General features: G+C 62.0%; 18 protein-coding genes and 1 pseudogene. 6 read left to right on the plus strand and 13 right to left on the minus strand.

Going from position 1 to position 21,006, the window contains the following annotated elements:
- Window positions 1–129 precede the first annotated feature (129 nt).
- From F757_RS0128720 to F757_RS0128740, 5 genes are all read left to right on the plus strand, one after another.
- Window positions 130–1,407 carry an ABC transporter permease gene (locus F757_RS0128720; RefSeq protein ID WP_027214380.1) on the plus strand — a complete coding sequence of 426 codons (1,278 nt, stop codon included), beginning with the start codon at window positions 130–132 and terminating at the stop codon, window positions 1,405–1,407.
- Between the two features lie 15 nt (window positions 1,408–1,422).
- The gene (locus F757_RS0128725; RefSeq protein WP_027214381.1) at window positions 1,423–2,262 is read left to right on the plus strand and encodes an ABC transporter permease; all 840 of its coding nucleotides are present in this window, start codon (window positions 1,423–1,425) and stop codon (window positions 2,260–2,262) included.
- A gap of 152 nt (window positions 2,263–2,414) precedes the next feature.
- On the plus strand, window positions 2,415–3,488 hold the full coding sequence (locus tag F757_RS0128730) for an OmpA family protein (RefSeq protein WP_027214382.1): 1,074 nt from the start codon (window positions 2,415–2,417) through the stop codon (window positions 3,486–3,488).
- A gap of 141 nt (window positions 3,489–3,629) precedes the next feature.
- Window positions 3,630–4,268 carry a response regulator transcription factor gene (locus tag F757_RS0128735; RefSeq protein ID WP_013342094.1) on the plus strand — a complete coding sequence of 213 codons (639 nt, stop codon included), beginning with the start codon at window positions 3,630–3,632 and terminating at the stop codon, window positions 4,266–4,268.
- A 19-nt stretch (window positions 4,269–4,287) separates the two neighbouring features.
- Entirely contained in the window at window positions 4,288–4,683 is a 396-nt protein-coding gene (locus F757_RS0128740) for an Hpt domain-containing protein (RefSeq protein WP_027214383.1), read from the plus strand.
- 22 nt (window positions 4,684–4,705) lie between these two features.
- On the opposite strand, the gene F757_RS0128745 is transcribed toward F757_RS0128740, so the two are convergent.
- From F757_RS0128745 to F757_RS0128805, 13 genes and pseudogenes are all read right to left on the minus strand, one after another.
- The gene (locus F757_RS0128745; protein ID WP_442856670.1) at window positions 4,706–5,437 is read right to left on the minus strand and encodes a lytic transglycosylase domain-containing protein; all 732 of its coding nucleotides are present in this window, start codon (window positions 5,435–5,437) and stop codon (window positions 4,706–4,708) included.
- A 77-nt stretch (window positions 5,438–5,514) separates the two neighbouring features.
- Window positions 5,515–6,348, minus strand: a complete 834-nt coding sequence (locus tag F757_RS0128750; RefSeq protein ID WP_027214385.1) for a TadE family protein — start codon at window positions 6,346–6,348, stop codon at window positions 5,515–5,517.
- Window positions 6,345–6,695: a DUF192 domain-containing protein gene (locus F757_RS0128755; protein WP_027214386.1), complete on the minus strand. Its 351-nt coding sequence runs from the start codon at window positions 6,693–6,695 to the stop codon at window positions 6,345–6,347. The genes F757_RS0128750 and F757_RS0128755 overlap by 4 nt, the downstream gene beginning before the upstream one ends.
- Entirely contained in the window at window positions 6,692–7,573 is an 882-nt protein-coding gene (locus F757_RS0128760; protein WP_027214387.1) for a type II secretion system F family protein, read from the minus strand. Before F757_RS0128760 ends, F757_RS0128755 begins: the two co-directional genes overlap by 4 nt.
- 2 nt (window positions 7,574–7,575) lie before the next feature.
- The gene (locus F757_RS0128765) at window positions 7,576–8,424 is read right to left on the minus strand and encodes a type II secretion system F family protein (RefSeq protein ID WP_027214388.1); all 849 of its coding nucleotides are present in this window, start codon (window positions 8,422–8,424) and stop codon (window positions 7,576–7,578) included.
- 8 nt (window positions 8,425–8,432) lie between these two features.
- Window positions 8,433–10,340 carry an ATPase, T2SS/T4P/T4SS family gene (locus F757_RS0128770; protein WP_027214389.1) on the minus strand — a complete coding sequence of 636 codons (1,908 nt, stop codon included), beginning with the start codon at window positions 10,338–10,340 and terminating at the stop codon, window positions 8,433–8,435.
- Between the two features lie 22 nt (window positions 10,341–10,362).
- Window positions 10,363–12,285: a type II and III secretion system protein family protein gene (locus F757_RS0128775; protein ID WP_027214390.1), complete on the minus strand. Its 1,923-nt coding sequence runs from the start codon at window positions 12,283–12,285 to the stop codon at window positions 10,363–10,365.
- Window positions 12,286–12,309: 24 nt separating this feature from the next.
- On the minus strand, window positions 12,310–13,407 hold the full coding sequence (gene cpaB / locus F757_RS0128780) for a Flp pilus assembly protein CpaB (protein WP_027214391.1): 1,098 nt from the start codon (window positions 13,405–13,407) through the stop codon (window positions 12,310–12,312).
- Window positions 13,408–13,427: 20 nt separating this feature from the next.
- Window positions 13,428–13,625, minus strand: a complete 198-nt coding sequence (locus F757_RS0128785; protein WP_027214392.1) for a hypothetical protein — start codon at window positions 13,623–13,625, stop codon at window positions 13,428–13,430.
- 1 nt (window position 13,626) lies between these two features.
- A complete protein-coding gene (locus F757_RS0128790) occupies window positions 13,627–14,340 on the minus strand; it encodes a hypothetical protein (protein ID WP_027214393.1) in 714 nt (237 codons plus the stop codon).
- Window positions 14,337–15,221 (minus strand): hypothetical protein, encoded by an 885-nt coding sequence (locus F757_RS0128795; protein ID WP_027214394.1) that lies wholly within the window; start codon window positions 15,219–15,221, stop codon window positions 14,337–14,339. Before F757_RS0128795 ends, F757_RS0128790 begins: the two co-directional genes overlap by 4 nt.
- Window positions 15,221–16,745: pseudogene (locus tag F757_RS34290) on the minus strand (pilus assembly protein TadG-related protein). Before F757_RS34290 ends, F757_RS0128795 begins: the two are co-directional and overlap by 1 nt.
- 25 nt (window positions 16,746–16,770) lie before the next feature.
- A complete protein-coding gene (locus F757_RS0128805) occupies window positions 16,771–17,052 on the minus strand; it encodes a Flp family type IVb pilin (RefSeq protein ID WP_027214395.1) in 282 nt (93 codons plus the stop codon).
- A gap of 583 nt (window positions 17,053–17,635) precedes the next feature.
- On the opposite strand from F757_RS0128805, the gene F757_RS0128810 reads away from it, so the two are divergent.
- Window positions 17,636–21,006, plus strand: a 3,371-nt coding sequence (locus F757_RS0128810) for an ESPR-type extended signal peptide-containing protein (protein WP_027214396.1), incomplete at its 3' end; no start/stop codon positions are given.

Raw genomic sequence — 21,006 nt, forward strand, 5'->3', positions numbered from 1 at the left:
GGCCGACAGCTTTGCATGGGGCCGGAGTAACGCGCTAAAGCGCGAGCTCCGGCCGACAGCTTTGCATGGGGCCGGAGTAACGCGCTAAAGCGCGAACTCCGGCCGACAGCTTTTGCATGGAGACCAGGTGTGACTACGATGACGATCGCCGCCGATTCCACGCCGGAATCAACCGGCCGGCTCAAGCGCGAACTCAAAGCCGCGGAAGCGCGAAAGCGCGCCATGGCGCTGCTGCTGATCGCGCCGCTGGCAATTTTTCTGCTGCTGATCTTCGTCGTGCCGATCGGGGCGCTGCTGACCCGCGCCGCGCAGAATCCCGAGGTCGTGAACGCACTGCCGCATACGCTGAGCGCGCTGAGTACCTGGGATCGCAAGACGCCGCCGCCCGATGCCGCCTACGCCGCGCTCGCCACCGACCTGACCGCGATTGCCGACAGCGACGGCATGGGCGCGCTCGCCCGCCGGCTCAACGTGGAAATTGCCGGTTACAGGTCGCTCGTCGCCAAGTCGGCGCGCGCCATGCCGTTCGTCGACGACAACAGCAAGCCGCTGCAACTGACGCCCGCGCAATTCCACGCGAAATTCGCCGAACTCGACGAGCGCTGGAACAACATCGCGTACTGGCAGGCCATCGCGAAAAACGGCAGTCCGTATTCACCGTTCTATCTGCTCGCTTCGCTCGATCACAAGCAGGACGCATTCGGCCACATCATTCCGACCGACCCCGACCAGCAGATCTACCTGGCCGTGTTCAGCCGCACCTTCGTGATCGGCGCGGCCGTCACGTTGTTCGCGCTGCTGCTCGGCTATCCGCTCGCCTACTGGATCTCGACGCTGCCGGAGCGTCGCGCGAACCTCGTGATGATTCTGGTGCTGATTCCGTTCTGGACGTCGATTCTCGTGCGCGTCGCCGCATGGATCGTGATTCTGCAAAGCGAAGGGCTCGTGAACAAGGCGCTGCTCGGCAGCGGCCTGCTGCACGATCCGCTCGCGCTGCTTTTTAACCGCACCGGCGTCTATATCTCGATGACGCATATTCTGCTGCCCTTCATGATCCTGCCGCTCTATAGCGTGATGAAGTCGATTCCGCCCACCTATCAGCGCGCGGCCGTTTCTCTCGGCAGTCATCCATTTGCCGCATTCTGGCGCGTGTACGTACCGCAGACTTATCCCGGCATTGGCGCCGGCGCGTTGCTCGTGTTCATTCTTGCGATCGGCTACTACATCACGCCCGCGTTGCTCGGCGGACCGAACGACCAGATGGTCAGCTATTACGTCGCGTATTTCACCAACGTGACGATCAACTGGGGCATGGCCTGCGCGCTCGGCGGGCTGCTGTTGGCCGCCACGCTCGTGCTGTACGTAATTTACGGACGCTTCACGCGTTCATCGCTGAGCCTCGGCTGAACGGAGTCTGCCGATATGAAACTTGCCAAGCCCCTGTTCGCGCCGCACACCTCGCTCGTCGAGCGCGTCTGGTACTTCGCGCTGCGCGCGCTTGCCGTACTGACGCTGCTGTATCTGATCCTGCCTGTGCTGGCGATCGTGCCGCTGTCGTTTTCGTCGAGCACTTTTCTGGTGTATCCGATTCCTGGCTGGTCGCTGCGCTGGTATCAGAATCTGATTGCGTCTGATGAGTGGCGTATGGCGGCTAAGAATAGCTTCATCGTCGCGCCGTCCGCGACCGTGGTTGCGACCGTGCTCGGCACGCTGGCTGCCATTGGGCTCACCAAGGCCAACTTCCGCGGCAAGGGTCTGCTCATGGCGATCCTGATCTCGCCGATGATCGTGCCTGTCGTGGTGGTCGGCGTCGGCATGTATCTGTTCTTCGCGCCGCTCGGGATGGCCAATACCTACATTGGGCTGATTCTTGCCCACGCGTCGCTTGGTGTGCCGTTTGTCGTGACCACCGTCGCGGCGACGTTGCAGGGCTTTAATTACAACCTCGTGCGTGCGAGTCTGTCGCTCGGTGCGAATCCGGTGAAGACGTTTTTCCGGATCACGCTGCCGGTAATCGCACCGGGTGTGATTTCCGGCGCACTGTTCGCGTTTGCGACGTCGTTCGACGAAGTGGTGGTGACGCTCTTCCTGGCGGGCGCAGACCAGACGACGCTGCCGCGCCAGATGTTTACAGGCATCCGCGAGAATATCAGTCCGACTATTGCGGCGTTGGCCACCATCCTGATTGTGTTTTCGACGTGTCTGCTGCTCGCGCTCGAGTGGCTGCGTGGCCGCAATGCGGCGCGCGCGGTGAGGGCGTAAAGGCGGACCAGAAAATGTCGCGCACTTCATTGACGCAGCGCGATAATCAACAACTCTTTGCATCGTTCTAAGATTCATCCCATTCCGCGCGCCTCTGCGTCTCGTCATACTTTTATCCCTCGATAAAAAAATGCGCGAGACGCAGACCGCTGATGAAGACCTCGCTAACCGTGCTTGTGTGCGCGCTGACACTAACAGCCTGCGCAGACCACGCCGCTCGTGCACGGCTCGGCATTCAAGACCCCACCCTGCTGACGTCCGGCCTGGGTGCCCCGCAAGACGAGGCGGCAGGGGCCGCCAACCCGCAATGGGTCAATACGTACGCCCCCGTCGCCAACACCGGCGCAGCGCTCAAGTCATTGCAGGCGCGCCTCGACCTCCTGCAACCGCAACAGAACGGCTACTTCCGCAGCAAGGCGCAATGTTGGATCGACGCCGGCCAGCAGGAACGGCAGGCGGGCGATCATTGGGGTTTCGTCGAAGAGGCAATCGGCCAGGCGGCGGTTATCACAAGCGGCCTTGAAAAAGGCGCGTCACTCTCCGCTACCAACCCTGCTTTGCGCACTGTCTCGGTAGTGCGGCCCGATCTATGGAAGATCGTCAATACCATCAAGTCCGATCCTGTCATCGCTTCGTGCCCCGAGGCGCAGCAGCCGCTCGCGTGTGCCGAGGTGCAGCTCATGCAAGCCGGCCACGATGCATGGATGCGCAGCTTCGCTCGTGCCGAGCAGCGTCTGCCCGACGTGCAGGAGAACTTGCGCAAATCGGCTGAAAGCGCGTTGCAATGCAAACACGCGGCGCTCGCAGCGCCAGCCGCAACGCCAACTGCAGCGCCGCCCACCGTGTCGCGCACCATCACGCTGCGCGCCGATCTGCTGTTCCGTTTCGACGGCGGCAATGATGCCGCGATGCTGCCCGCAGGCCGGCGCGAACTGGACGAGGTAGCGCGCAGCCTGAGGACAGTTGCCGCACTTCGCGAACTGGCGGTCACCGGCCACACCGACCGTCTTGGCGAAAACGCACACAACCAGAGGCTGTCGCTGCAACGCGCGCAAACGGTGGCGCGCTATCTGCGCGCGCGCGGCGTCACCTCGCCCATCTCGGTGCGTGGGCTCGCCAGCGCAAAGCCGGTAACCGAATGCCGTCAAACGAGGCGCGATGAACTGGTGCGGTGTCTTGCGCCCAATCGCCGCGTTGAGATCCAGTTTGTCGTTGCCGCGTCCTGACGCGTGTTCGCTGCGCGCGCCAGCGCTCTCGACGGCTGGACGACAACGACCTAACGCGGCGGGAAGCCAGGCAGCGAGCCACCGGAAGTCCAGGGTCGGCCTCAACGGGAAACGGAAGTTTTTTCAGGAGAAATGCAACACATGTCAACCATTCTGATTATCGACGACCACCCAGCGTTCCGGATGATTGTCAGGCTGCAGCTCATGCAACTGCTGAGTGTCGAAGAAGTGGTGGAGGCGGACAACGGCCAGACCGCGGTGGAGATGGCTCGCCAGTACAAGCCCGACCTCGCGATACTCGACCTCGACATTCCGCGCATCAGCGGCCTCGATGTGATCCCGCGCCTGAAGCTCGTACACCCGCCCATTCGCGTGATGGTGCTCTCGGGCCATGACCCGGCTACGTTTGCGCCGCGCGCCATGCGTTCGGGCGTGCACGGCTTCGTCGGCAAGTCGCAGGAAATGAAGGAGATCATGCGCGGCGTGGAAGCCGTGCTTGCCGGCTACACCGTCTTTCCGGTGGGCCCCAACGGCGCGAGCATTGCGCCGGGCGTGGCATCGAGCGGCGAGGAAGGGCGCATCATGCTGCTTTCCGACAAGGAACTCGTGATTTTGCAGATGCTGTCAAAGGGCATGTCGAACAAGGCAATCGGCGACGCGCTGTTCATCAGCAACAAGACGGTAAGCAGTCACAAGACCCGCATCATGCACAAGCTGGGCGTGAAATCGCTGGTCGAGTTGATCGATCTGGCGCGTCGTTGCCGCATTGCATCGGCGTGACGAGCGAGGTACGCACAACATGAAAGCCGCAATATCCTGTCCGGATTCCCGCTTGCTGCGAGCCAATGCACAGCAACTGGTTGGCGACGACGAGCGCGCCATCAAGCGTGTGCTTGAACTGATCGCGGAGACAAACCGAACGGGGCTCGCGTCGTTACAGCAGAGTCTCGAGGCGGGGTGCTGGGCCGAAGTGGCAAGCGCCGCACATCGCATGGCCGGATCGGCCCGCATGCTGGGTCACGATGCGTTGATTACTGCGTTGTCCGAACTGGAAACGGCAGCGCGTGAGCAGCATTGTGAGCTCGCAACGGCGCTGATGCCAGTGGTTGCAGACGCGCTCATCCGTCTCGATAAAGCAATCGAAGAAGCGGTGCGGTTCGATACTGGCGCAGACGCTGGCCCTAACTACGCGTAATGTGTGCTTCCAGGTTATTCGTTCAGTTCCGGGACGGTGAACCTACCGCGAACATGCGTCCATTCCCGCCCTCGGCTAGTTCAGCTCCCCACGCGCTCGTCGTTGAAGACGCTGCGTTCCGATACCACGTGTAGCGGGAGATCACCCTCGGCACATAGCTCTGCGTTTCAGCGTACGGCGGAATCTGACCACCGTACTTTTGTACGGCTCCCTCGCCGGCGTTATAGGCAGCCAGCGCAAGCGGCAACTCGCCGAACTGGCGCATGAGCTCTTTCAGATAGCGGGCGCCCGCAGCCACATTCTGACGTGCGTCGAACAGATCCGACGCACCGTGTCGTGCGCCCGTGTCGGGCATCAATTGCATGAGGCCGGTTGCGCCTTTCGGCGACACCGCTTGCGGATTACCTCCTGACTCCACGTCGATCACCGCCATCAGCAGCGCGCTGTCCAGCCCGGCCGCGCGCGCTGCTTCGTTGATGATCGGCCACAGTCCCATGACGCGCGCAGCGACCGACGCGGATGACTGCCGGACCGCGTCGCTGAATGATGCACGGCCAGGCTGGATTACGACGGACTGGCGAGCGTCGGCGTCGTCAGGTGGATAGGCCACCACCGGCTGGGGACCGATTGCATCGTCACGCGCAGGCGCGAGCGCGCGCGGCGCCGCGCGAGCGGGCCGCGCGACCGGCTCCGCGGCGCCCGCCATTCCGCCCACCATCATCACTACGCCTGGCGCTGGTCGTAAGCCAGTCACGATCGCATCCACGGCTTGAGCGCGAAGCGGTAGGTAAGCGCTGCACGCGGCGGCGGCCAGCAGTAGCCGACGCGCCATCAATCGCCCGTCGGGTTCGGCGAGTCGCTCAGTGCCGACGCTCTCACCGGCGACTGCATGCGCACAATCGCTTCCGAATCCAGCGAGATCGGCCAGCGGCCCGTCTTGATGCCGTCCACGAGTTTGACTCTACACAGCGAGTCGCCGTTCTTCGGAAAACCGTAGGGATCGATGTCGGGCCTCGCCGGCTCACGTGTAAGAATCCCCCCAGTGCCGATAGGGCCGATCACGTTGGCCGCGTAGTAGATCACTTTGTTCACGAGCGGCACATACATGTTGTAGCAGTAGTGCACATGTATTTTCAGAATATTGGCGTCCTGAACGTTCATTCCCGACGCCGCAGTGGTCGGTATCGAAGGGTCGCGATACATCAGCGAGTCGTTTGGAATCTCCGTGTAGGTCACCCCCTCGTCGGAGTAATAGCGTGGCCGCGCGTAGTCGCTGATCGCGGCCGGCGTCGGATTGAGGACGGTGATGACGCTGAAATTGCTGGCGTCGGCCTGAGCTTTCGCGAGCGCTGCCGCGGCGCCCTCGGCGCTTGCCTGCCGCGCGTAAATTGGCGCGAGTCCGCGAGCAAGGCCCAAGCGCATTGCCTGCATCGAGCCGTGGTTGACGGCGCCTTCGCGCGCGGCTTCCAGCACCGCGACGTCCAGTGTCGATTTCGCCTGGTACAGCAGCACGAACTGCAGCGTGCCGAAACAAACGAACAGCAATAGCGGCGCGATGACGATGAACTCCGCCATCGACTGACCCGACTGTTTGCGCTTGCGTGTGCCGCGTGTCACTGCGCCGGACAGCGGCGATCTCCGTAGCGGGAAAGAAAAAAGATTCACGACGCGGCCTCGAAAATCAGACAGTCGCCGACCGCTAGTCCGTGCTCAGCGGCGGCTCCGGCCGGCATTTCCAGGGTGTGGGCCGCGCGCAGGCTGAATAGCGCGCGGCGCTTGCGCACATTGGGATGAATTGCGACGACGCGTTCGCGCCGGTCCAGAAACAGCACATCGATCTCAAAGCGCATGCCGAATGTGTGAATCGAACCACAGCGTTTGAGCAGCAGTGCTTCGCCTTGCGGCAGCGAGTCGCGGCCGAGCAGGCCGCGCATGCGTTGCCACATGGTCTGTGCAATCGACACCTTGAGATTGGCGTCGCGCCCCTGAACCTTCAGACACGCGAGTTTCATAGGAATCCCTCTTGCACGAACTTCATTGCGATAGGGAATCCCAGCACGATGAAGGTGATCGGAAAAATAAACACGAGCAGCGGAAAAACCAGCTTCACCGGCGCTTCCATTGCTTTTTTCTCCGCCCGCTGGAAGCGTTCGGAGCGGCGCTGCTCGGACTGAAAGCGCAGCGACTTGGCGAGCCCGGCGCCCATCCGCTCGGCCTGCACGACGGCGCCGACAAAATTCGTCACTTCCTTGATACGCAGCCGGTCGTCCAGACGGCGCAAGGCTTCCGTACGGTTGAGGCCCGATTTCAGGTCGCGCAGCACGTGCTCGAGTTCCCAGCGCAAAGGCCCGGCCGGACCTTTTTCCACCGCCTTCTGAATCGCGCCGTTAATGTTCAGACCGGCTTCGACGGCAAGCGTCAGAAAGTCGAGATAGATAGACAGATGTTTAAGGATTTGCGCGACCCGGCGGCGCCGCACGTCGCGCGTCCAGATGCGGGGATAGAAATAGCCAAGCAACGCGGCGCCGAATACCACCGGCACCGAGAAGACGCCAAGCGCGAGCATGCCCAGCAGCGCGAGGAGCGCAGCGATGGCCGCGCCGATGATAGACAGCGCGATGAACTGATGCGCGTTCATCAGGAACGTCAACGATGTGAGGCGCAATTGCAGCTGGGTTTTCGCGACCAGCTTGTTGCCGAAGCGCGAGCCGAAATGATGGACCACGAAATTGACCAGCGGCCACAAAGGGCGCAGCGACTTCGGCAGGGGGTCGAGATAGGTACGGTCTTCCGGCGGCACCGCGCCGGCGAGGCCGCTGATCGACCAGTAGGCGATGCCCGCAATAACGAGCAGCCCGATACTGACAACGAGAGCGATGAATAGCAGCATGGTCAGACGTCGATATTGGTGATTTTCGAAATCGAGAAATAGCCCAGAAGTTCCATTACACCGATCACGGCGAGCGTGGCCCAGCCAACCGGCTGCGTGAAGAGCGGCGCCATTGCCTTGGGTTCCATGAAGCGCAGCACCAGCATCAGAAAGAGCGGCAGACAGGTCATCACGATGCCCTGCATGCGTCCTTGCGACGTTAGCGCCCTGATCTTGCCTTCCATCGTCAGCTTTTCCCGCAGCGTGCGCGCGACGGATTCGAGCGCTTCGGCCAGATTGCCGCCCACCTCACGCGCGATGGTCACGGCCGCCGTCATCATCAGGAAGTCGGGAACGGGAATGCGCTTTTCAACGTTGCGCATGGCAATGTCGAGGTCGATGCCGAGGCGGATTTCACGCATCAACAGATCGAACTCCTGCGAAATGGGCGGGGGCGTTTCATGCACCACGGCTTCAAGCGCGGTGGGAAAACTCGCGCCCGCGCGCAACGCGCCGGACATCATCAGCAGCGCATCGGGCAGTTGCTTTTCGATGGCTTCAATGCGTTTCTTGCGCATGCGCTCGAAGTACTTGCGCGGCAACATCATCGCGACTGGAATGGAAGCGGCCGCGACGATCAGGCTGCGGCTGAGCAGAAAGACAACCACCGGCAGACCGACAATGACGAGCATGCTCCATGCAGCCGCCCTCTGTCGGCTCACGAACACGAACGTGTCGGCAAGCGACGACTCGATCTCGCCGGCCATCTGACGCGAACCGGCCCGCAGCGTGGAGGTGCCCATGCGCGACACGAGGAAAATCAGAGACAGGGTGCCGACGAACGCGAGCGTGAGAATGATCGGAAGGCTCATGGTCGTCCTCACTCTGGATGCGTGAAGATGTCGGTATTCACGGGAATGCGCCGGCGAATCAGTTCCTGATAGAAGTCCGGAATATAGGCAGTGGGCACGAACTTGCCCAGAATCTTGCCTTGTTCGCTGAAGCCTTCTTCCTTGAACACGAACACGTCTTGCAGCGTGATGACGCCCGATTCCATGCCGCTTACTTCGGTGATATGCGTGACGCGGCGCGAGCCGCATGAGAAACGCGACTGCTGCACGACAATGTCGACCGCCGAGCAGATCTGTTCGCGAATTGCCTGGACTGGCAAGTCGAGCCCGGCCATCAAGGTCATCACTTCCAGACGCGCAATGCAGTCGCGCGGCGTGTTGGCGTGAGCAGTCGTAAGCGAGCCGTCGTGACCGGTGTTCATGGCTTGCAACATGTCAAGCGCTTCGCCGCCGCGGCATTCGCCGACCACGATCCGGTCCGGGCGCATCCGCAAACAGTTCTTCACCAGATCGCGGATATGGACCGCGCCTTTGCCTTCCATGTTGGCGGGGCGCGCTTCGAGCGAGACGAGATTGGGCTGCGAGAGTTGCAGCTCCGCGGCGTCTTCCACGGTCACAATGCGCTCGTCGTCGGGAATGTAGCTTGACAGCACGTTCAGCAACGTGGTTTTGCCCGAGCCCGTGCCGCCTGAAATGATGATGTTGGCGCCCTGCTTGACGGCGGTGCGCAGGAACTCGAGCATGTGCGGCGACAGCGTGCCGAACCGGATCAGATCTTCGCCCACGAGCTTGCGCCGGGAGAACTTCCGGATCGTGATGCTCGGCCCCTTGAGCGCGAGCGGCGGGATGACCGCATTCACGCGCGAGCCGTCGGCGAGGCGCGCGTCGACCATGGGCGAGCTTTCGTCGATGCGGCGGCCGATTGGTGCGACGATCCGTTCGATCGCGCCCAGCACAGCGCGGTCGTCGGTGAAGATGACCGGCGAGCGAGTCAATTGCCCGTCTTTCTCGACGAAAATTTCGTTGTGGCAATTGACCATGATTTCCGACACGGTCGGGTCGGAAATCAGTTCTTCGAGCGGGCCGAGACCGATAACTTCGTCGAACACGCTCTTCTTCAGCGTTTGGAGCGGAATATCCGGCGTGCGAAACATCGGGTCGTGATTCAGGATGTCGTCGAGCGCGGCGCTGACCGTTTTGCGCAGTTCGTCGTCCTCCATGCGTGCGACGTTCAGCCGCCGCAGGTCGAGCGCCGCAATCACTTTCATGTGAGCCTGCTTGCGCAATTCGATGCCGAGCGGGCTGTTGATCGGTGCGATCTTCAGCGGTTCGGCGGTCGCCTTCCCGGCGGGTGCTGAACTGGGCACCATCCCTCGCGGCGCTGTGGCTGCCTGCTGTTCGCGACGCGCGGTTTGCTCTCGTGCGCCATAAGCAGTCGGGGCTTGAGAAAGCGGCCGCGGATGAGGTGCAGCCTCAGCCGAGCCTGTTTCGACAGAGCGCTGCGGCTCCGCACGCCACTCCGGTTCAACCGGGCTCTGTGCCGAGTACAGCGCGACAGGTGCGGATTCCGCCAGGTGCACCGACGGCGAAGTGTGCACCGAGCGCCCGTGTGCCGAATGATGACTCGGCCTAACGGAATGCTCGTTGGCTTCGGCGCGAACGATTCTGATCGTCGTCATGCCGATCTCGATCTGGTCGGCTTCAGTCAACGGTCCATAGCGTGTGATCGGCGAGCCGTTGACCAGCGTTGCCGCAATGCCGCCCTGGTCCTCGATGTAATAGGCGTTGTTCTCGCGCACAATGCGCGCCTGCAATTTTCCGATCAGGAGACCCTTGACGCTGATGTCGCAACTCGCGTCCTTGCCGATCGTGCAACCGTGTTCGACTTGCAGCGCGCGCACCGGCGCGTTTCGCGTGTGTATCTGAAGATTGAGCATGGCGATTCTCCGCAGGGCGTGTTCAGTTCGGCGCGCTGCCGAGGACGCCGATCTGCTGCGGCGGCACTTTGCCGTTCGTCGTGGAGAGCGCCGCGTCCGGCGTGGCGCTCGGCGCGGTTGACGGCTGACCGGCGGCGTTCAGCATGCGCAGGGCCTCGGCGACGCCCTCGGGTGGAGTGCTTGCAGAGGGCGGCGGCGTTTGCGGTTGCATTTGCGCTTGTGGCTGGGGTTGTGTCTGTGTCTGTGCCTGTGTTTGCGTGACCGGTCGCGGTTGCGCCTGGGGCTTCAATCGCGATGCAGGCTGCGCTTGCTGTTGCTGCTCCCGTTGTGAGCCTGTCTGCGCTTGCGTTAGCGCTTGCTGCCGAGGTTGTGTTTGCGGCTGCGCCTGCGGAATCATTGGAGACGATGGCGAAGAGGCCGCGTCGGGTCCGAGCGCCGCGAAAGACGAACGCAGTTGCTGTGCTTGCGGCACACCGTCAGCGGCCACCTGGTCGAAATCAGATGCCTGTGCTCCTTCGGCCGCGGGCGCAAGTGGCGGGGTGCTGCGGACTGGTCCCGGCAGCAATGCGGGCGTCGGCTGAATCGGCTGACGAACTGCATTGGTGTGCGCCGCCTTTTCCTGGTCGGCGATAAGCGGCTCGGGATTGCCAAACTTCTTGACGTACGCGCTGTCGATGCCATCGGCACGCGCCAGCAGATCCGAGTTAGGCGCGAGTTCCGGATCGGAAATGAGCGGCGTCACGAAAATCACCAGATCGCTTTTCTTCGCGCGGAAACTGTCCGAACGGAACAACTGACCGATGACAGGTATCTGGCCAAGGAACGGCATGCCGTCGCTGTCGTTGACTGCGTCTGCGCTGATCAGGCCGGAAATGGCGAGCGTCTCGCCGGTGCGCATGGAAATGTCCGAACTCGTGCTGCGCGTGAGAAAGCCGGGCAGACCGCCATAGCTCACCGTTGGGTCGATCTGGCTGATCTCGGTGGTCAGGTGTGCCGAGATGATGCCGTTCGCGTCGACGACCGGATTGATGCTCAGCTTGACGCCGTAGTCCTTGTACATGACGTTCGTGGTGCCGAGCGCACCTGACTGCGGAATCGGCACCTGTCCACCGGCCAGGAAGCTGGCGGTGCCGCCGCTCCTCGTGTTCAGTTCGGGCGCGGCCAGAATGAACGCATCGCCGTTATTCACGGCGAAGTTGATCTGCGAACTGATGTTCGACGCAATTCCCGCAAGAAAGTAGCTCGTACCCGCCGTGACAGCCTTTGCCGCGCCTGTCGCAATGCTCCCAGCGCCACCTATTTGCGGTCCACGAAAGGCGCTGTCCCACGCAATGCCCAGCTTTCTCTGGGCATTGCGTGTCACTTCCATGATCTGCACCTTGAAGTGCACGGTCTTTCTCAGTGCTTCGCCTTCGTCGACGGTGGTTGTGTCGATCACGTTCTTCATGTCCTGCGTCGCCGATTTGACGACCGCCACCATGTCGCGGTGGATGACGCCCGACAGTACGATGTTCGAGCCGATTGCGTCGATGCGAAGTCCGGATACCGACTTCAGCACCGCGCGCAACTGCTGCAGTGACGCGTTGACTTCAGACTTCGCGATGCGCACCGTGGTCTGCAGCGCGATGCCTTTCTCGTTCCACACAACGAGCGACGTCATGCCGTCCTGCTCGCCCAGCAACATGAGATTGCCGTCGACCACGTTCGCTGTAATCAGCTTGCCGTTACCTATCGCGATGCGCTTGATGGTGCCGGGCACGTGCAGAATCCGCACTTCGCCGCGGAACATTTCCAGCACGCGGCTGGCCGCCGAGGCGTCGTCTGCTGCGGGCGAGTAGATGCTCTGAGCGAGCGCCAGCGATGCGGCTTCGCACAACAACACGCCGACCAGCACGGACGGCAGGACCCGACGGCGCAATCGCACCGCATTGTTTTTGACTTTCATTGGTTGAAACCTGTGCTCGATGCTTTAGTTCTGCTGAGACGCGCTGGGCGCAACGGCCCTCTGCAGTTGTTGGGCGATGGCGTTGGGCTGCTCGTAGACGCTTGGCTGGCGCTGTGGCGAAACAGATGCGGATGGAACCGCGACAGACGGTGCATTGGCAGACGTCGAGACTTCGCGCGACGAGTCGGACTGCATGCTCGGAACAATGTTGGCGCTGGCCGCGCCGCCCCCCGAAATTACTTCGACCACCGGCGCCGTCGCACCGGACTTCTTGCCGCCGGACCCGCTAACGGTCGCCGGGTCCGCGAACACGTCTTGCTCTTCGGTCAACACGGGGCCGCCGCTGGCCTTGTCGTCGGCGTTGCGCAAGATCAGGCGCAAGCCGCCGATCTTCTGCGCGAGCGCAATGCGCCCCGCGTCTTCCGCCGGCACCTGGAGCGTTACGGTCGTGTAGCCCATGCCCTGTTGCCGGCTCATTGCGCTGCTGTTCGCATTCGCCTGATCTTGCTCGCTCGCCTCGCCCGCGTCGCGCGGGCGCAAGTCCTGACCGGTGGCGAGCACCAGTACGTTGGGCATGATCAATTGCGCGACTCTTTGGTCGTCGGATGTGCGGTCCTGATGGAAGGCTTTGCCGATCCAGTACACGTCGACACGATTGCCGGGGCGCAACAGGAGCGCGGTGGAGTTGACCGTGTCGATCTCGACCGTCACGGCGCGCTGTCCCGCCGGGAGAATGTCGGAGAAATCACGGCCGCGCAGTGCGTCGATGTCGGCGGCGCGCAAGGGGAGTCCGCGGCGCACCGGCTTCACGAGGTGCGACGCGCGGTACTGCTCGAAATTGTCCGGACGAATCATGTCGTCGTAGACGAGATCGCTCTGGATTTCACGCGAAACGAAATCGCTGCTCGACAACGGCGTGCCGGCCGGCAGATCGCGTGCGGGCACCACCACTTGAACGTCGGCATGCGTCTTGTTCGCGGATATTTCCTGCTTCAGCCTGATTTCACGCTCATTGAGGTATTTGTAGAGGAGAAATGTCAAGCCGCCTGCAACGCATACGGCGGCGAACAACAGTACCCACGAGTTCGACAGAAGCGAACGGATTTTAATTTTCTTAAGCATGACCAAACGACCGTTGCCGGTCAGGGAAGCGAGAGGGTGAAGCTGTAGGCGCTAAAAAGCGACTTGAAACTTGAGACGAGCGACGCGAACGGCGAGGCGGTGTCGCCAGTGGCCACGAGAAGGACGCCGATCAGGGCGGCCGTCACCACTAGGTATTCCGCATAAGCCTGGCCGCGCTGCCGGCGAAGCCTCGCAAGAAAATCAAAGCGTTGGTGCATCTCAACGGTTCCTGGTTGCATTGATGACCGCGACGGTTCGTCCGTCGCGGCCTGAAAAACTGGCGTCTAGGCTGTCTTTTCCGCGTTGCATCGCGAACGCTTTACCTTGCATGGCTCGCGCGCCGACCGACAGATAGTCGGGCTCGCGGCCCACGTTCATCCAGCCCTGCAACGCCAGGCGGTTGCGGTATCGCTGCGCGTTCCAGCCGGCTCCACCGGGCAGATCGAGCAGCCACGTGCGTCCGGCCTGTGCGCCATCGTGGCTCTCTACATCGGAGACCACGTTGCTTTCTTCAGGCAGCGGGACTGCCGAGTCCGGAATCCGATGCTCCGCCTTGTCGGCGCCAAGCCGGACCACGCTCATCAGCCCGCGGGTGCGGGCGCTGTCACGTTGCGGCGGCAGGCTCAGCAAGTAGAAACAGTCGCCGTCGACAGCGCTGAGCATCAATCCGGATGCGGTGCTCCGGCCTTTCGCCGGGGCGTTTTCGGCGGACCAGAATTCGCGGAAAGCCTTCGAGACATCGTCGACCGTGCCGTCGAACTGCATACCGACCACCGACGTCGGCACACCGTTCACGATCATGTCGCGCCCGATTGCTTCGACGCTCCGCGGCCGAACCGGCGTCTTGTCACATGCGCCGCCCGCGACCGCGAGGCCGGCAAGAAGCGCACACGCGGCCGCAGCGCCGCGTGCAAGATGAGTAAACAGTGTCATTGGCTCAAGCGGTTGGGCGGGACGACGTCCTGCTGAATGCGGCCGAACTGGAGTGTGGAAATCTCCGGCGCGTACTTCTGCAAGGACTGATAGCCGTTAGGCGGCACCAGCGTGACGTGGGCCGCCGGGACCGCCTGACTGAACAGCGCGCGATTGCTGTTCGAGCCGTCCGGCACCCACGTGTTGGTCATAAGCACGTTCGTATTCGAGAAGGCGAGGCCGCTGAATGCGGGCAACTGATTGTCTTTCGGCCACAAGCGCTTGAGTACGCTGCTGTCCTGAGCGATGGCTACGCTGACTGTGCCGGCTCGCAGCGTTCGCGTGGGCAGGGCGAAGTGCGCCATGAAGGGCGTACCGGTTGCAGTTGGAACTTGCCACGTGGCCAGGGCTGAGACCGTCTGACTGCTTGCGGGATCGTCCGCGGTGCCTGTGCTGATCTGAACGTCCGAAGCAGAGGCCAGCAGGGCGTTGCCGCCATAGTCGTGCCACATGGCTGGCTGTGTAGCGGCTAGCTCGCTCTGCTGGTGATCTGTGCCTGAAACGGGCGCGCCGTCGCCAGCCATGATGCGCTCCAGGACTTCCCCCTTGATATCCGAGTCGGTCTTGCCTACGGCGAGTGCCGCGGCGCCGTAACTATTCGACCAGCCCTCGGTGGTGCCGGCATCTGCGGCGAGATTCTTGCGCGGGTCATTGTCCGTCCAGACCGTGCGCTCCCACGCAGCATAGCGCGAGCCCATTAGCGTCCGGTTACGGACGTCGTTGAACTTGCCGAGCATGATCACCGCGAGCATCAGCACGCTCATGACGGAGATCATGGCGACGAGGAATTCCACCATCGCCTGGCCGGATTGCGGTGCATTTCTAGCGGGTGTTCGTTTCATTATTGTTGCGCCTGAAGGTCTACCGGGATCTGGTTTGCCTGAGCCGCCGCGCGCTCACTGGCATCGACCGGTGCCAGCGCTGCTTGCCAGTACGGGCTGAAGAGGCTCGGGTACTCGGTCTCATGGTCGGCGCGCCCATTGGTCGGCGTGCACGAGACCGCCAAGAATCGAACTGCCCAAAGACGTCTCATCGGGGCGCGCAAAGTAGGCGCTGGCGCTCGACAGTGCGCGCATCGCACCGCCGGCCGCCCCGCTGTTCAATTGCATTCGTCCGCCACCCTGCAGGCCCACGGTTTTCACGAGCGTGTCGCTGCCGCGCGTGACTTCGATAGTGATGCGCGGTGCCTTGGCGGAGAGCTGCTGTCCATTCACTTCCTGATAAGGCAGCAGGCCGCCGTTGACCGGGTCGAGCGAAGGTCCGGGCCCTGCGCGGAACTGTTCCGCCATGGCGTCCGGCACCTGCCAGCCAGGCGTCGAACTGCCCGTGTAGCCAAAGTTGAAATACCCGCCATAGCCCTCCCAGTCCTGCCATGCAGCAAAGGGCGGATGGGTCATGTAGCTCGTGATATTGCCGTTGGCGCTGCCGCCGTAGCCGGCTTCCGCTTCCATCGGTCCAATGCAACTGATGCGCAGGTGCGCCGTGCTCGCGTCGATGGACTGCCAGCCGCTTTTATCCGTGCGCAACTGGGTACCGCCGTCGTGCGTCACGTTGATGGTGAAAGAGCTGCCCGGTCCGCAGATCGTGTTGGCGCTGTCGTTCAATTGCTGGAAATTCGGTGCGACGCTGCGGACGGAGTCGCGATTCTTGACGAACCGGTCGAGCGTGGCGGGATTCGTGACCACGTCGGCGAAGTCGTCCTGTCCTACCTTGCCCGCGGGCGTGATGGTCGCCGTGTAGGAGTTCCACGCCGCCAGTTGCGCAGCATTGCGTGGGCTCGTGAAGTAGCCGGCGGTGACGTGAGTGTCGGGCTGGTTCAGTTGTGCGACTGCCTCGGCCGTGTCGGGTACCGCAGCAAGCACGGCTGCGTGATAGTTCGCCTGAGCGTCGCTGAGCGCGCGATTGAGCACGCCGATGTTGCGGGCAACAGTGGGCAGCAGTGCGTCCAGGGTGGCGCGCACCGGTGCGATGCTGGCCTTGCCGATCTGCTTGGGGGTAGTCCATTGCGCCGGATGGTCAGCAAGCGCGTTGACCATGTTGTCGAGGTCCGACGGCGAGTAGGTCGCGTCCAGTTCGTCGATCCACGATTTCAAGGCGACTATCTGCGCGGCGGTGACCTGATTCGCAATCGCAGCGCGGTTCGTATAAGCAGAAAAGTTGTAGTCACGCGCCTGCAGCACGGCCGCGCTGTAGGCTGCTGCGTCGGCGGTGTTCTGCAGTTTGATTCTGGCGCTCGTCATCTGGAACGAGTTGAACGCCACATACAGGCCGATGCAGCCGACCAGTAGAAAAATCAGAGCAGGGACCAGCGCCTGCCCGCTAGCGCCGGCGACCCTGGCCCTGCCCTTGCGGGCAGAGCTTTGCATGATGGATATCGCTAACCGGAGTCGATTAGTTGCCGACGTTGTTAGCGTCGTTATACGTACCCATGTTCTTCGTCTTGTTGGCGTTGGTTGTCGCCGTGTTGGCGTTGGTTTGCGCCGTCGAGATATTGCTCTGGGCATTCTGGCCGGACATTTCGACGGCGAGGCCGGCGGTCTGGTTACGCAGTGTCTGACCGAACAGCGAATACACGCCAATTGCCGACACGGCAATCAATGCGACGATGATGATGTACTCCGTCATGCCCTGACCGAGTTGCTTATTTCTGCGGCGGATTTGTGCGATTTTCATGATTTCTCTTAAAGAGGATTAGAAGTGCTCAGACACGGCTGTGCAAGCTGTGTTGTCCTAGGTATGAATGTAAAACTAGGAATGATCTTGCCTGGTAAATATCAGCAACGGTGTCGCATAGAAGTATAAGAATCTGTGGGGCATATAGATCGGCGAAATTTCCCAATTTCGGCATTGCAATTCCTGTATCGGACGTCGTCCGTGTAAATCGGCTACTTGGTGTATTTTCGCGAGCGGCGGCCGGGCGCCCCCGTGAAGAGGCGTCGGCATGCTCTCATGAGCGTCGGCCTTGCTGACGCGCGCGTGCAGATGAGGGGCGTCCTGATGGTCATTTTGTCCATCCTGGTATCGATAAATGCATTGCTTCTATGGGCTGCGATTTATCCCGCACATGTGCGGAAAATTCCCACCTGTTTTTCCTGTTTCCTGATTTTTAGAGATACATCCCCCAGTTAGATTCGCGATGCGTGAAAACTTTGGATCGAGCTTTAAACGTGCCGGTCGGTTTTTTGTGCGGGGAGCGTGTGCGCACGGTTTCTCAAATCGAACTGCAAGCGGGGCTTGCCCTCTATTTAGGGAATTTATGAATAAGTCGTATATCAGCGTCTGGAATGACGTATCCGGAACATGGGTGGCTGCGCCCGAGACCGCGAAGGCGCGTGGTCGTGCGACAGCTTCGTCTTCCACTATCTCGTCGGACGCCGGTGCGCAGAGCCGCCCGGCGACCTCGTTGAAGACTGCCTTCATGCCTATCGCCATGGCAATCGGTGCAATGGGCATGTCGATGGCCCCCGGCATGGCGGCGGCCCAGGCGGTGACAGGCAATGGTGGTCTGGAGTTGTGTCCCGGACAGTTGACGAATGCCATGGGCTCGTCGTGGGGGCCGGTGTCGAGCGCAGTGCAGAGCATGGTCTGCAACCTCAACGACGGCATGTCGTTCTCGTTGAACAACGGCGCAACGGACAACGGCGCGAACGGCTACACGGACGGCGCCATTACTGCGCGTGTAGCGGGCTACGCCGATGGCCACCTCGAACTGGCGGCATTGAGCGGAATCTACATGCTCAACACCGTGAACATGACCGGCAACAAGATCACCCAACTGGGAGCCGGTGACGTCTCGCTCGGCAGCTCCGACGCCGTCAACGGCGGGCAGCTTTATCAGTACACGCGCTATTTCCAGGCCAATTCGCCTTCGACGGAAACGGCCAGCAGCGCGCGCGCAACCGGCTCGAGCTCGGTGGCGTCCGGCCCGTATTCACTGGCCGCAGGCGGTAATTCCAGTGCATACGGTGCGAACGCTGTGGCATTGGCGTCGAACTCGGTCGCGCTGGGCGCGGGCTCTGTTGCGAGCCGCAGCGATGCCGTGTCAGTCGGCTATCTTTCTTCGGATGGCAAATCTCAGTACACGCGGCAAATCACTAATGTGACCGCCGGCGCAGCGGGCACCGATGCGGTCAACGTGGACCAGTTGAATGCCGCAATCGCCAGCGTCAACGGCGGCGGTGGCGGCACGACTCAGAATGCCGTTACCTACGACAGCTCGCTGTCGAACCTGATCACGCTCAAGGGTACGAGCGGTACGAAGATCACGAATCTGACTGCCGGCGACATCAGTTCCAAGTGGAGCACAGACGCAGTCAACGGTGGCCAGCTCTTCCAGACGAACCAGGACGTGGCGAACGTTGCGAACAACGTGGCTAACGTCGCGGGCAATCTCGCCAATGTGACCAATGTGGTCAACAACTTCGTCAACAACGGTATTGCCGGCAATCCGCTCATCGTTACATACGATTCGTCGGCGCGGGACATCGTGACGCTCGGCGGCACGACACAGACGGCGTCGGTCAAGCTGACGAACGTCGCGGCTGGCGATATCTCGTCGGCCAACAGCACGGACGCGGTCAACGGCGGCCAGCTGTTCCAGACGAACCAGACGATCAATTCGCTCGGGAATAACCTGAGCGGGGCGATCATCAATATCTACAACCACGGCGTCAAGTACTTCCATACCAATTCGACGCTGGGAGACGGGTCAGCTGACGGCACGGATTCGGTTGCGATCGGCGGCCTGGCAATCGCATCGGCGAATAACTCGGTGGCGTTGGGCTCGAATTCGGTGGCCGACCGCGCGAATGCGGTGTCCGTCGGCTCGACCACCGCACCCCGCCAGATCATCAACGTCGGCGCAGGTACTCAGCCTACCGACGCAGTGAACCTCGGCCAGATGGACGCCGCGATCGCAGCGGTTGCGGGTGGCGGTTCGCCGGACGCAGTGATCTACGACTCGTCCGCGCATAACAAGCTGACGCTTGGCGGCGCGCAGGCCACGTCAACGGTCGGCCTCACCAACGTGGCAACTGGGCAGGTCACGTCTGCCAGCAAGGATGCCGTGAACGGGGCGCAGTTGTACGGCACCGCCAGCAGTGTTGCCAATGCGCTGGGCGGTGGCTCGAGCGTGAGCGCAACGGGTGCTGTCACCAACCCGACATACACCGTGCAGGGCAGTACGTACAACGACGTTGGCTCCGCCCTCAGCCAGGTCGACACCGCTATCAGCGGCCTTAGCAATGATGTCGCCAACTCGTCCAAGTACATCAAGGTTGTATCGGCTGCGTCGTCGGCGATCGCCACGGGTGCCGAGTCGGTTTCGATCGGCGGCGCCGCATACGCGAGCGGAGCCAGCTCCGTCGCTATTGGTTCTGGCGCACGCTCACAGTTTGCAAATTCCGTGGCGCTCGGCGCTAACTCTCGCGTCACGGTGGCGAATGCTGTTTCTGTAGGCGACGTCGGTGCGGAACGCCGCATCATGAATGTGGCGAACGGCGTCTCGGGCACTGACGCTGTCACGTACAGTCAGTTGTCGGCTGTCCAGACTGCGCTGTCGCAACAGATTACTCAGTCGACCGGCCTTAAATCCATGCTCCTCGGCGCAACTACGCTTGGTGCGACTCCGGTCACGGCCTACATCGCGGTGAGTTCGAACGTTACGGCAGGCACGACAACGAGTACTGACAACTCGCTGGATGCAATGGCGATTGGTCCGACGGCTACAGCGCTGGGTCAGGGCTCCCTCGCAGTCGGTGCTGGCGCCGGCACGGCGTTGGCAGGTTCCACCGCCGTCGGTAGCGGAGCAGCGGCTCTGGCTCTGGACACCACCGTAATCGGCGCAGGCGCGACTACGAGCAATGCCGCCACCAACGCCGTTGCGATCGGCTACAACGCAGCTGCACAAGGTGCGAACGCGCTGTCGCTGGGCTCTACCAGCATGGCTAACGCGTCCAACGCGTTGGCAATGGGCGGCAACGCCGTGGTGACAACAGCAGGCCTGAACGCCATGGCTTTGGGCGCGAATGCAATGGCCAACCAGGCGAATGCAGTGGCTCTGGGTTATAACGCTACAGCCAGCGCAAGCAATGCCGTCGCCTTGGGTAGTGGCTCCATTGCAGACCGTGCGAACACGGTCTCGGTTGGCAGTGCATCGGCACAACGCCAGGTGGTGAACGTTGCAGCGGGTACCCTGGGTACCGATGCGGTCAATATTAATCAGCTGACCGGCGTTACCAGCATGATCGGCGGCGGCGCGGGAGTGAACGCTGACGGCACCGTCAAAATGCCTTCGTTCACGATTGGCGGTCAGACGTATTCCGACGTGGGCTCCGCTATTACGGCTGCAACGGCGAGCGGTTCTGCAAACGCGGTTCAGTATGACTCGTCGGCGCACAACAAGGTGACGCTCGGCGGTCTTGTCGGCACGCCAGCACCGGTCACGCTGACCAACGTGGCTAATGGCGTCGCGGCCAGCGACGCAGTCAACGTCGCGCAATTGCAGGCCATGGGCGGCACGTTCAACAGCAGCGGCGTGGCGACCAACGCATTTGTCGCGTACGACGACACGACGAAGAGCAAGGTCACGCTGGGCGGCACGGGCGCGACGAAGGCCGTCACGCTGAC

Source organism: Burkholderia sp. WSM2232 (genome assembly GCF_000472545.1).
GTDB lineage: Bacteria > Pseudomonadota > Gammaproteobacteria > Burkholderiales > Burkholderiaceae > Paraburkholderia.